Source organism: Streptomyces sp. NBC_00390 (genome assembly GCF_036057275.1).
Taxonomy (GTDB): domain Bacteria; phylum Actinomycetota; class Actinomycetes; order Streptomycetales; family Streptomycetaceae; genus Streptomyces.
Genome location: NZ_CP107945.1, coordinates 4,844,914 through 4,857,037, shown reverse-complemented (window position 1 = coordinate 4,857,037; position 12,124 = coordinate 4,844,914). Strand labels below are relative to the sequence as shown.

Here is a 12,124-nt window from a genome sequence, read left to right as displayed (position 1 = left end):
ACCGCCGTCACGAGAACGTCGACCGTCAGGAGACGAGGTGAGTGCCTGAAGGGCGGGCTGACGTGCCACGTTGAGGCTGCGGAACCCCGTACGGATGGCGATCACCGAGGCCACCACGGGGCGGTGATCGACCCAGTGCAGCCCACGGCGGCGTTCCCGCGGTCTCCAGCGCGGTCCCGGTGACGCGTTGGACGCATCTGGGACCTGACGGAAGAGTCCCAGAGGCCGAAGAGCGGCGTGCCGAGGTCGCGCTGCTTCTTGTCGAGGTCGAAGCCGATGTGCAGGGCCTGATCGAGACACGCGGAGACCATGCTGTCAGCGCATCACGGCCTCTCGAGGTCGGCCGTTCGCGCTGTGCGCCCTCTCCCCAGTCCAGTCAGGGTGACCAGCTCCGGGTCCATATCTCACCCTCGGCGTTTCAGTGCGCGTGTCACGCGCGGGATCTCCTCGTGCACCAGCCGGCCGACCAGGACCCCGCCGAAGACGACGACGCCCACGCCGACCAGCCAGGACTGGATGACCAGGACGGTTCCGACGGGGCCGTAGGTGACGGCGTTGGATGCGATCAACGGTGAGAAGACGAGCCGGGAGAAGACCCTCAGGCCGAGCAGCCCGATCACGGTGGCCACCGCGCCGGGCAACAGGGCACGCCAGCGGATCCGCCCGCCGAGCAGCATGCGCTGGGACCACCAGATGAACAGGACTGCGCTCAGCGACGCGACGGCCCCACCCGCCAGGGGTTCGCGCTGAAGCGTGGTGGTGGCGGAGACGAAGAGGTATCCGGTGAGGACGCCGAGCCACACCACATGACGCCACCTGGCCCACCAGCGGGCCGGCGGCAGATCCCAGACCTTCTCGTAGCCGGTCTGCACCGCCGCCCCGAAGGTCAGGCCGAACACGGCAAGGGCGGCGATACCGAAGGCGGTCGTGGTCCGTAGTGCCTGACCAGGGCCGGTGAACAGCTGCTCGACCTGGTGCCTGGAGGCCGTCGAGACGCCGAGCCCTTCCCCCAGCCACTGCGCGAACCCCCGCCCGTGTTCGGGGTCGGCAGAGGAGACAATGATCAGCAGCGGCACGAGCGTGAGAAACCCCAGCGCCGCGAAGCCCAGCGAACGCGACCCCAGCTCAAGATCCCTGCTCCGCCGCCATCCACGCCCGACTGCTGAACGGCTGATCATGCGGCGCAGCCGCCCGAGCAAGGATGGACGGCCTGCGCTGCTGGAAGGCGTCATCGGCATGGCTGTCGACTACCACGGTCGGTACCGTCACCGCGCGAGGCGCGACGCAGAGGTCCCCGATAGCCCGGAAGAGCAAAGTGCTACCGGGCTCAGCGGACTGCGACTGCCTGTGGGGCTCGCACCGGCCCGGATCAACGGCAAGCCTGCCATCGCCTCCCAGCGCACAGGGACCAGAAACCGGCTCCCCGAGTGCTCCTGCCGGTTCGGCTGGGCAGGGCCACATCTGGCCGGGGCCGCTACACGACGGAGCGGCCGTCACATTGGTCCTGTGTGCCGAGTGCGCCGCCACCATTTTCGCGGAGGCGCGGCGATGCAGTCCTCCGGTTCAACAGGCTGTCACGGTGTGAGACCGGCCTGACCGGGAAACCGCATGTCAGCGGCCTGCGCGGCCGCCGGCTGGCAAAGCAGGCGTCGTCCTTGAATTCTCCGCGGGCGCCGGGGCGATTTCCCGTGGTGGAGGACCCGCGTCCATACCTGCGGCTCAGTCTGAGAGGGCCGGGGCTGCACCGAGCCGCCGGCCCCCTTCGCAGAGAGTTTCACCATCATGATCAGGAACACCGCGGCCCGTCCCTCGCCGCCGGAGGCGTCCGGCAGCGACTTCGCCCGGCTGTCGAGGAAGATCACTGACGCTGGTCTGCTGGGGCGCCGCCCCGGCTATTACACGGTCCGGATCACCACGGTGGCCGGGCTCTATGCCGGCGGGTGGACCGCCTTCGCGCTCATCGGCGACAGCTGGTGGACACTGGCGATCGCCGCCTTCCTGGCCGTCGTCTTCGGCCAGGTCGCCCTGGTCGCCCATGACGTAGCTCACCGTCAGGTGTTCCGTCGGCGCCGGGCCAGCGAGGTGTCCGGGCGGACCGCCGGAGCCGGTATCGGGATGGGCTACGGGTGGTGGCATGACAAGCACACCCGCCACCACGCCAACCCCAACCATGAGGAACTCGACCCTGACCTCAACCCCGACCTGCTGGTCTGGTCCCAGGATCAGGCCCGGATCGCCACGGGGCTCCCTCGTCTGATCGGCCGCTGGCAGGCGTTCCTGTTCTTTCCGCTCCTGACGCTGGAGGGCTTCAACCTGCACGTGTCGAGCGTGAAGGCGCTGGCCAATCGCTCGCTCAAGAACCGAACGCTCGACGGCGCCCTGCTGTTCGCGCACTTCGTGACCTATCTGACCGTGCTGTTCTGGGTGCTGCCGCCCGGCATGGCAATTGCCTTCCTCACAGTCCAGCAGGGGCTGTTCGGCGTGTACCTCGGCCTGCTGTTCGCGCCCAACCACAAGGGCATGCCGATCCTGAGTGGCAAGGACCGTCCGGATTTCCTCCGCCGCCAAGTGCTCACCTCGCGCAACGTGCGCGGCGGCTGGTTCACCGACATTGCACTGGGCGGGCTGAACCACCAGATCGAGCATCATCTGTTCCCCAGCATGCCCAGCCCTCATCTCCGCAAGGCCCGGCCCATCGTCCAACGCTACTGCGAGGAACTGGGGGTGGATTACGTGGAGACCGGCCTAATCGCCTCCTACCGGCAGGCCCTCACCAGCCTCCATCGGGCCGGAGCCCCGCTGCGGAACGCCCGCGTCCCCGCCTAGGGACCAGACACCTGCGAAAACGGCCACTGGCTCAACTCCCGGGCCAAGGGAGCGAGCCTGTTACTCCTCCAAAGCATCTGCGGTGCTCAACGGAACCCGACTGGGCGACGGAGCTGCGTTGACACCTCCTGTCGACTCTCGAAGACCGTTCCCAATGCCTCAGTTGGGAACCTGATGGGAACAGCAGGACAAAGAAAGCCCGCGAAGGATCGTGAAAGATCGCTCCCCCGCCTTTCCTCATCAGGCCGCTGAACTGCGAAAACAGCGAAGCATCAAGCCGGACAAGGAAGGACGAGTAACCTTATGATCATGCTCCTAAAGCGGGTGTCGCAGGTTCGAATCCTGCCGGGGGCACCAGCGCAAAGGCCCCGGACCGATCATGGTCCGGGGCCTTTGACATCAGCTTCTGACATCAACGGGGACGGTCACTCACGGCCGGGCCGCCTCTTGAGCAACCGATCCATGTGGCTGATGGCCTCGCGCTGCGTGTCCTGGACGACGTGCGTATAGACGTCCATGGTGATGCTGATCTGGCTGTGCCCGAGGATCTCCATCACGACGCGAGGAGCGACCCCGGCAGCGGTGAGCAGGGTGGCGCAGCCGTGCCGGGCATCATGCAGGCGGATGACGCGAAGGCCGGCAGAGTCGGCGACCCGGGTGAAGGAGCGGTACACGTTGCGCGGCTCGACCGGGCGGCCGTTCCGGGTGGCGAAGACGTAGCCGCCCGCATCCCACGACTCCCCCGCGCGCAACTTGGCAGCGGCCTGGCGCATCCGGTGCCAGCGAAGCGGCGCGATGCACATCGCCGGGAGCGGCACAGCCCGACACACCTGATGCAGTGGACGATAGCCCGCTGTGGCTGGGCCCGGTCGGCTCCACGGCTTTAGGCAGCCACCATGGGGCGAGCCTCGAAAATCGGGGCCCACATCGGGCCTTAACGGGCAGGTCCACAGACTGCCCGATTTCGCTGACCAGCGTACGGGCTCCGATCTCTCGCCCCATGGCAGCTCCAGCCCAAAGCCGCTCCGCCGACCTTCATGGTGGACGATGGCAGTCCGTCATTTCAGGGGGCCCAATGATCAAAATCGAGTACCGCCGGACCGGCCCCTACGTGGTCCAAGGGCAGGAGAACCGGGAGGGAGCGAACCTCGCCGCCGTCAGCCGTGCTGATCTGCGCTGGTACTACTTCCTGTCCGACCTCACGTTCACGATTGGCGAGACCGACCTGACCCCACCATGGTCATGGACACCCGTGTTCGACTTTCTGTGGTCGATGAAGGGGGTCCTCGAAGCCCTGGAGCGGGGGGAGCATTCGACGGTCGGCTTCACCGAGAACGCGGAGCTGATCCACTTCGTCACCGAGGGCCGGAAGGTGCGCGTCTCGTGCACGTACGGAACGGCGGAGGCAGTCTGCGAACTTGGTGACCTCGAGAACGCCTGGCTGAGTTTTCGGGAGGCCGTGCTGACGCAGCTCAGCGACGAGTACCCGACTCTTGCGGCTAACCCGGTGCTCGCCGAGCTCGCCCTGTTCCTGCAGTAGACCGGCACGTACCCCAACGCGGCACTCGTGAAGAGCACGTGCGCAACCAACAGTGTGGCCGCCCTGCTGCTGACCCGATTCTGAGCCAGACGACCAGCGTGCCCCTGGCGTGCCCGTTCGAGCGGCGCGCCAGGGGGAACGACGGGGAACCCCGGACAAGCCTCTACTAACCGGCAGGTCAGCGGCTTGCCAGGTCAGGAGTCAGCCGCGTACGTGGTCTTCCAAACTGGTGCTCCAGGACCTACGCGGCAGCGCTTGCAGGGCCGTTGAGAATCCAACAGCATCACGCAGCACAGTCGTCGTAGACGGCGCCGGGCTCTGAGTACGTGTACTCATGCACCCAAGCCTCTCGCCGAAGCATGCTGTGGGCTCCACGACGAACCAGCAGGGGGTAAGAGTGAGGCGTACAAAAGTGGCTCTGGCCATAACAACGCTGGCAGCTTTTGGATTAGCGGTTGTCGGGGCTGGGACCGCTGCCGCAGAGGACGGTGTCCTGCTACCGCACCCTGGACCAGACGGCCTGGTGTGGGTGAAGGAGCGAATGGGAGACGGCGGCGTCGCGTCCGGTGGTGCACATCAAGGGCTGCCGACCGTCCTCACGGTGGCGTGCGAAGGCGGCGGTAGCGTTCGGGTGACGATGGAATCGCAACAGGTAGAAGTAGCAGCATTCACGGTTGATTGCCCCACCGACGCTGCCGGGGTCGGCTCACTGACCATGGAAGCTGGAGTAGTCCGCTCCGGGTCCTTCTCCGTGGCAGTCGACGCTTCGGCGGAAAGTATTCGGTGGGCCCTGACGGTGACGCAGCCGGAGTAGCACCCCACTGCACATTGCGGCGACCGGAATGGCCGACAGTGATAGGCCAGTACCGGCCGTCGTCAGCGAACGGAAGGTCAGGGCCAAGGCTCCCGCCTCGCCTCTAAGGCGGTGCTGAGCATCGTGCCCGATGCGTGCCCGACAGGCCGGTAAGCCACGGTCAACAGCGGGTGCCAGGGAGAGCCCAAAGCTTCACCCTGGCACCCGTTGCCGCTGGTCAGGTCGCCAACTACGCCCAGAAGCAGGGTGATTCCCAAGCTCATGGCGTTGCGCCCTTGGCGCCAAGGGTATGTTGCGCCCCGTGCCCGAACACCCTCCCATGTGCCCCGAGTGCGATCAGCCGTTGAAAGCTGGCGGATTCGTCCTCTCCGGCCGGGAGGGCGATGGCGCGCGAGCTTGCCGCATGCTGTGGCGGTGCTCCGGCCGGCACGTCTGGTGGAAGTGGGTGGACCGTCCGGACGACCGGCTGGAGCTCTGTCCGCATCCGCAGCTGTTCCGGTCCTGACATCTACGACTGACATCAACACCGACGCACAGCCGCACCCCTGAGCGACCCAACACAGCAGTCGGAACCCCAGGCGTACGTGAAGCTGAGGGCCAGCGATCGAACTCCTAAAGCGGGTGTCGCAGGTTCGAATCCTGCCGGGGGCACAACGCATTACGCCGCTGACCTGGGGTTTCCTCCCCAGGGAGGCGCTCTATTCGGCCTCGGACTCCTCGTCCGGGGCCGTTTTGCGTGAGCGACGGGTACTGCTCGGCCTGTAGCGGGTCTGTATGCGCAGGCCTGAACATCGGGCCCCTTTCCGGTTCAGGCCAGACCGAACTTCTCAGCGTGCACCTGTCGCGCAGGGACCCGCAGGTCTCGCAGGCCGGCGAGCACGGCCCTGGTCATGGCGGGCGGGCCGCAGACGTACACGTCGCGTTCGGTGATGTCGGGGACCAGCTGGTGCAGGCTGCCCGGGCCGAACGGCGGGGTGCCGCCCTCGCCGGTTCTGCCGGTGAGCAGGTGCAGCCGTCCGCCCCGTAGCGCGACCAGGTGGCGCACCTCGTTCAGCAGCACGGCGTCGGCCTCGCTGCGCACCCGGTACAGCACGACGACGTCGCCGGGCGCCGCCTCCTCCAGCATGGCCCGCACGGGCGTGATCCCCACACCCCCGGCGATCAGCAGGGTGCCGGGCCGGGTCCGGTGCAGCGAGGTGAACGCCCCGTACGGTCCCTCGACGAAGGCGCGGCTGCCGACCGGGACGTTCCGCAGGCCGGCACTGGTGCTGCCCGCCGCCTTCGCCGTGAGGCGCAGCCCTTGTCCGCCCGGCGCCGCCGACAGGGAGAAGGGGTTGGCCAGCCACCAGTGGTTGTGCTCGGGGAACCGCCAGATGCAGAACTGCCCCGCCCTGGCCGGGAGTTTGTCGAGGTGTCGGCCGGTGACGTACACGGAGACCACATCGTCCGACTCCGGTACCACGGCCGCGACGCGGAACCGGTGGTAGGCGTTGCGCCACAGCGGCACGGCGACACGCCCGGTCAGCAGGGCGCCGAAGGCGAACAGCCACAGAATCCACCAGTAGGCCGTGGCGAACGCGGAAGACGTGAACGTCGTGGTCTCCTGCAGCTGGTGGACGAACGACAGGCCCAGAGCCACGTAGAGCAGCAGGTGCAGACCGTGCCAGACCTCGTACCGCAGTCGCCGCCGCAGGGGCCGGGTGGAGATCACGGCGATCACGACGATGACGGCCGCGGCGAGCATGCCCAGCAGGGAGGCCGGCACCCCGCTCAGTGCGACGAACGTCTTCCCCATGGACGTGTCGTCGAGGTTCGCATAGCCGAGCACCACCAGCGTGGCGTGGGTGAGGACGGTCCACAGCAGCAAGAAGCCGACCCAGCGGTGCCACACCGTGAGCCGGTCCATCCCGATGCGGCGGTCCAGCCAGGGCAGCCGGGCGACCAGCAGCAGTTGGAACAGCATCAGCAGGGCTGCGTGCAGTCCGAAGAACTTGGCGACCGTGAGCACCCCGTTCTTGCCTGAACCCGCGCTGAGGAACAGCGCCTCGATGGTCACCGCGTTGACGATGACGAAAGTCCACATCGCCCAGTGCGCCGCGTCCACCGGAAGCACGGTGCCTCTGCGCACCGTGTTACTCGCCACCGCCATGCTTTCCTCACATCCCCCGTGGCCGCTGCACTCGCGGCCCGCATGTACTAACCTGATGAAGATCGAGTAATTCGTCCGGATACGCACTCCGATCGGATAAGCATACGGAGCGTGAGCCTGATCCGTTCACGCCAGAACCGTCGAATCCAACCGCCGTTCGGCGTTCGGTGCGTCCTGCGGCCCAGGGTTCGGCAATGGTTCACGTCGCCGGGTGGTGCAGCGCTCACCGGTGTGGCCAGCACCGCAAACATCAGCTCGGCCGCGGTGTCAATCCCCTCGCAGCGTGGAGAGTTCCCACGCTGCTTCTTGCAAGGCCTGCCCAGTACTGCCGTTCGAGCTCCACCGGGCTGAGGAACCCACACACGCTGTGTATCCGACGAGTGCTGTAGAAGTCCGCGATCCACGTGCCGGTCCTGATGCGCGCCTCGGCCCAGGTGCGGAAGTGCAGGCGCCCCGGGACTGATCGAAGATCCGCTTACTCTCCTCGGCAAGGCTGATGCGCCGCTGCTGACGCTTCGTCACCGAATCCTTGATCCACTTGTAGAACCATGACTCGCTCACCCGCCCAGCACCCGGTAGGCCACGCGGTGCGGGACGCCGTGCCCGGCCCTCTGGTTACCGACCTTCCCCTACGAAGGCGGTGTCGATGCGATGGATTCCGCCGCGGTGCGCTGGAGGGCGTGGACGTGCCGGGGCGACGACTGCGCGAGCACCTGGACCTTCAGGACTTCGAGGACGTCGGCGAGGTGGCGGCGTCCTCTCGGCCGTTGTGCTGGGACTCGCCGGGCCCGCCGCTGCCGCGCTCTCCGGGGTGGGCCACTGGGTCAGTGGTGCCGCTGGCCTGTTCCGATCCCCTGGTGACGACTCCACCGCGCCGGTTACCCACTTGTCGTGGGCTCGCTGGTCGGATGCTGGCCGACGGGGAGGGGGCGTGAGCGAGAGCAGCGTGCCGGACGGGTGGCAGACAGTACGCTGAATCCAGCGGGATCGGGCCCGCAGCACAGTGTCCGGGAGGCGCTTCATGACGGCCGAGATGGTGGCCCCGGCGTGGATGCATGAGCAGATCACGGCGGAGGAGTACGAGTCCTGGTCCGAGGAGCAGTGCGCCGGTATCGAGATCGTGGACGGGATGGTCGTCGTGAGTCCGAGTGCGTCCAAGCGGCACAACCGGCCGGCCCGGATTCTGGCGAACGCCCTGGATGCCGCCGCGGGCCCGGAGTGGAACGCCGACACGGACTTCGACGTCCGGCTTCAGGACGTCCCGCTCACCAATCGCCGCCCGGACGTCGTCGTGTACCACGCAGACACGATCGATATCACCCCCACCCGCCCTGAGCACGTGCTGCTGGTCGCGGAGGTGGTGTCGCCAGGCTCGGAGACCACCGACCGGATCGTGAAGGTCGACCAGTACGCCAAGGCAGGCATCGGCTTCTACTGGCGGATCGAGCAGGCCGCGACAGGCGTTCCTCTCGTGTACACCTACGTTCTCGACCCCGCGACGAAGACCTACCGGAACGGAGACATGTTCACAGGCGTCCTCAAGGTAGCGGCCCCCTTCGCGGTGGAGATCGACCTCGGCCAGGTCTGACCCACGCGCTGCTCAGCAGCTGTCAGCGCGTGAGCGATGCGTGAGCGGACGGCCCGATACAGGGCGGTATGAGCCGGATCAAGTGGCTCGCCGTGCGGTTCGGACCAGGGGAACCAGCACCGCGCGGCAGCGCCAGGCACCCCCGGCAAGGATTCGATCCCACTCCTAAAGCGGGTGTCGCAGGTTCGAATCCTGCCGGGGGCACCATGCGTTACACCGCTGACCTGGGGTTTCTCCCCCAGGAAGGCGCTCTATTCGGCCTCGGACTCCTCGTCCCGGGCCGTTTGCGTGAGCGGACGGGCCTCCAGACCCCGGTATTTCTCCCAACGGATCAGCGCCATCCGGCACGGACACCAGCCGGGCTCTTCGGCGTCGTCAGGCTCGGCTCCGCTTCGGGGGCGGTGCTCTCGGAGCTGGCGCGGGCGCGGTACGAGCCGGGCTGCGCCCCCGCCGCAGCCGCCCGAGAAGAGCAGCACCGACTGCGACGGTAGGCACGGAGCGCTCCTGCTTCCGTGTTCCGCGGACACCCGCTGCTCACGGCCTGTGCGGTAACGGCATCCCGGCCTCGCGTCCGTCGAGGGTCTGGTGCGCGCGCCGGCCGCCCCGTGGTTGCCCCCTTCCGGCCACAGCACGGCCCAGCCAGCAGTGCTGAGCCAGCGCTGATACCCCCGACGCTCGCGGCGGCAAGGGGATCAACTCTTCCTACCGGTGTCTCCGCCAAGCGGCTTCGGCTCCGCGTGGAGCGCTTGACACACCAGCCCGCGTGACGGCGGGCAACCGCGCGGCCCACGCCAGGACCTCGACCAGGTGCTCGACCGGCAGCACCCAGGTCGCAGCCTCGGTGCGCCTACTGCCGGACGCTCTCGCCGCCGGTGAGGGCCGTGTCCGTGTCGCCGACGATCGTGAGCCGCACCGTGACCTTCGGCACGCCCGTGTCCGACGAGGTCTCGGCCCGCACGGCCACCCCCTCACCGGACGCGTCGCCCGCCATCGCGGTCAGCGCCCCGGTGTCCGCGATTTCCAGGCGCGCCACGGTGCGGGTGGGCGCGGGGCTGGGCGCGGGCGAGCCGGGTTCGGTGCCGGGATCATTCGGGTCGGAGCCCGTAGAACCGCCGCCGTCCGGCTTCGTGGTGCCCGGATTCGGCGTACTCGGCTCGGACGTACCGGGCGTACTCGGTGACGGGCTGGGGTTCGGCCCGTCACTGTCGTCGCTGCGGCCGGTCGGCAGGACACCCGTGCCGTCCGGGACCGCGTAGGTGCCCTTGCGGTAGTACTCGAGCCACTTCAGGACCGTGTTCAGGTATGCCTGCGAGTGGTTGTAGCTGAGGATCGCCGCGTGCAACTGCGGGGTGACCGACAGGTCGCGGTCGCCCGCACACAGGTAGCGGCCGGCGGCGAGCGCCGCGTCGTAGATGTTGTTGGGGTCCTTCTTGCCGTCGCCATTGCCGTCAGATCCCCAGCTCTCCCAGGTCGAGGGGATGAACTGCATGGGGCCTACGGCGCGGTCGTGCACCGTGTCGCCGTCGTACGCGCCCCCGTCGGTGTCGGTGATCTTCGCAAAGCCGTTGCCGTTGAGGACGGGCCCGAGGATGGGCGACAGCGTGGTGCCGTTCGCGTCCACGCGTCCGCCGCGGGCCTGCCCGGACTCCACCTTGCCGATGGCCGCGAGCAGTTGCCAGGTGAGGTCGCAGCCGGACTTGGACTCGGCGAGGGCGGCCTGTGCCTGCTGGTACGCGTGCAGGACGGTGACGGGTATGCCGGCTTCGGGCTCACCGGTGTTGGCGTCACCTTCATCGTCGCCCGTGCCGGGCGTCTCGGTGGGGCTGTCAAGGGGCGGCAGATCTGTGTAGTACGGGGAGTCGCCGGTCGCGCCGGGGTCGGTGTCGGCCGCGGGAGAGTCCGTGCGCTGCCGACCGCTGTCGGTCAGGCCGGGGGCCTGGGACGCGGTCAGCGCCGCGACCGCGGCCGCCGTCAGGGCGGCGGTTGCCGTCCCCTTGCGCAGCCTCCTGCCGAAGCGCGCCGCCGTTGCGAGAACCTCTCCCGTCGACGATCGGGCGGGGCCGTCCGCGCTCCCCGGCGCGTCGGCCCGCGTGACACTACGACAACTGCGCGTGGATACCTGTTCGTGCCTGATTCTCACCGGTCGTCAACCTCCGATTTCAGTGGGCGATCAGGTCCGGGCCACCCGCATCGGCCCGATCGGCGCGTCCCGCACAGTGGGCGGCGTTGATCGCGTCACGGTTACGGGACTGCACGATCCGAGCGGCAGGACCGGGGCGGTGCGGGGCGTCAGTAGTGGGACGTCAGCAGGCAGACGGCGGCCGGCAACGCGGTAGCCGTCCAGGCACTGCCCAGAGCTGCGGCCTCCCCGTCACAGTGCGACGGGCGTCCTCTCGGTGTGCGTGCTGATCCACAGGTCCAGCAACTCCGTCCGGCGGGTGGGTTCCCAGCCGGGCACGATGACGACCGGGCCGCATTGCCGGCTGAGCAGGCGGGCGTAGAACTCCCGTATCTCCGCGCCGTCGGACGGGTCCCGGGCCGGCGTGAACAGCACGGCCCTGCGGCTCGTGACCGCGAAGAGGACGTCGGAGTGCAGGGACATACGTGAGTCGGGGTCCGCCGGGGGGCCGCAGACGCACCAGCGCACGCGGGCATGGTCGGTCCACAGCGTTTCTGTCACCGGTCTCCTCTGCGCCTCGGCCGTCCCGGCGCCCGTCGTCATGGCCCCCGTGATCGCGCGCAGCCCGTGCGTCACGGCGGCGTGATAGGGGACCATCCGGGTCGGCTGCGATGTGTCCGGACAGAATCCCCACCGGGTCAGGTAGTTGCGGATGGTCGTGGTGCCCAGTAGGACGCCGAACTCCCGGTGGGCCAGCTCCGCGAGGGACTGCCAGGTCCACAGCACATCCCGCAGTCCCACCTTGTCGGGCGTCGTCGTCGTCATGGTCCGGAGCATCCAGAGCTGCCGGGCGGACGAGAGCGCCAGCTGGTCGCCCGGTCGTCGGCCGCGTCTGCGCGGGCGCAGCGCGTCGGAGCCCTCCAGCCGGTAGGCCCGGACCCAGGCCCCCACGGTCTGCCGGGAGACTCCGTACAGCCGCGCGACCTCCGTGCGCGGCACACCGGACTCCACGGCCGCGACGGCGCACCGCCGCAGATCCTCAAGTCCGTCGGCCGACAGTTTGCGAGCGTCGCGTGTGTTCGACACGA

General features: G+C 68.4%; 7 protein-coding genes and 1 pseudogene. 3 read left to right on the top strand and 5 right to left on the bottom strand.

All coding sequences use genetic code 11. From position 1 onward, the window contains the following. Positions 1–404: 404 nt before the first annotated feature. The gene (locus OHS70_RS21350; RefSeq protein WP_328399415.1) at positions 405–1,178 is read right to left on the bottom strand and encodes a ribonuclease BN; all 774 of its coding nucleotides are present in this window, start codon (positions 1,176–1,178) and stop codon (positions 405–407) included. Between the two features lie 604 nt (positions 1,179–1,782). On the opposite strand from OHS70_RS21350, the gene OHS70_RS21345 reads away from it, so the two are divergent. Then, the gene (locus OHS70_RS21345) at positions 1,783–2,826 is read left to right on the top strand and encodes a fatty acid desaturase family protein (RefSeq protein WP_328399413.1); all 1,044 of its coding nucleotides are present in this window, start codon (positions 1,783–1,785) and stop codon (positions 2,824–2,826) included. 425 nt (positions 2,827–3,251) lie between these two features. Here the strand turns inward: OHS70_RS21345 and OHS70_RS21340 are convergent. Next, positions 3,252–3,650: pseudogene (locus OHS70_RS21340) on the bottom strand (tyrosine-type recombinase/integrase); the annotation flags it as partial. Between the two features lie 251 nt (positions 3,651–3,901). Between OHS70_RS21340 and OHS70_RS21335 the strand changes: the two are divergent. Beyond that, entirely contained in the window at positions 3,902–4,366 is a 465-nt protein-coding gene (locus OHS70_RS21335) for a hypothetical protein (protein WP_328399411.1), read from the top strand. Positions 4,367–5,988: 1,622 nt separating this feature from the next. On the opposite strand, the gene OHS70_RS21330 is transcribed toward OHS70_RS21335, so the two are convergent. Further along, positions 5,989–7,329 carry a ferredoxin reductase family protein gene (locus tag OHS70_RS21330; RefSeq protein WP_328399409.1) on the bottom strand — a complete coding sequence of 447 codons (1,341 nt, stop codon included), beginning with the start codon at positions 7,327–7,329 and terminating at the stop codon, positions 5,989–5,991. Between the two features lie 1,021 nt (positions 7,330–8,350). On the opposite strand from OHS70_RS21330, the gene OHS70_RS21325 reads away from it, so the two are divergent. After that, positions 8,351–8,917, top strand: coding sequence for a Uma2 family endonuclease (locus OHS70_RS21325; RefSeq protein WP_328399407.1), 567 nt, complete (start codon positions 8,351–8,353; stop codon positions 8,915–8,917). Positions 8,918–9,764: 847 nt separating this feature from the next. Here OHS70_RS21325 and OHS70_RS21320 read toward each other — a convergent pair. Together OHS70_RS21320 and OHS70_RS21315 are read right to left on the bottom strand one after the other, a co-directional pair. After that, the gene (locus tag OHS70_RS21320) at positions 9,765–11,057 is read right to left on the bottom strand and encodes a lytic transglycosylase domain-containing protein (RefSeq protein ID WP_328399405.1); all 1,293 of its coding nucleotides are present in this window, start codon (positions 11,055–11,057) and stop codon (positions 9,765–9,767) included. 231 nt (positions 11,058–11,288) lie between these two features. Further along, entirely contained in the window at positions 11,289–12,122 is an 834-nt protein-coding gene (locus OHS70_RS21315) for a helix-turn-helix domain-containing protein (protein WP_443062633.1), read from the bottom strand. Between the last annotated feature and the right edge of the window lie 2 nt (positions 12,123–12,124).

Coding starts and splice junctions, on each gene's coding strand:
- OHS70_RS21335 (WP_328399411.1), top strand. CDS start 3,902: ATGATCAAAATCGAGTACCGCCGGACCGGCCCCTACGTGGTCCAAGGG.
- OHS70_RS21345 (WP_328399413.1), top strand. CDS start 1,783: ATGATCAGGAACACCGCGGCCCGTCCCTCGCCGCCGGAGGCGTCCGGC.
- OHS70_RS21350 (WP_328399415.1), bottom strand. CDS start 1,178: ATGATCAGCCGTTCAGCAGTCGGGCGTGGATGGCGGCGGAGCAGGGAT.
- OHS70_RS21325 (WP_328399407.1), top strand. CDS start 8,351: ATGACGGCCGAGATGGTGGCCCCGGCGTGGATGCATGAGCAGATCACG.
- OHS70_RS21330 (WP_328399409.1), bottom strand. CDS start 7,329: ATGGCGGTGGCGAGTAACACGGTGCGCAGAGGCACCGTGCTTCCGGTG.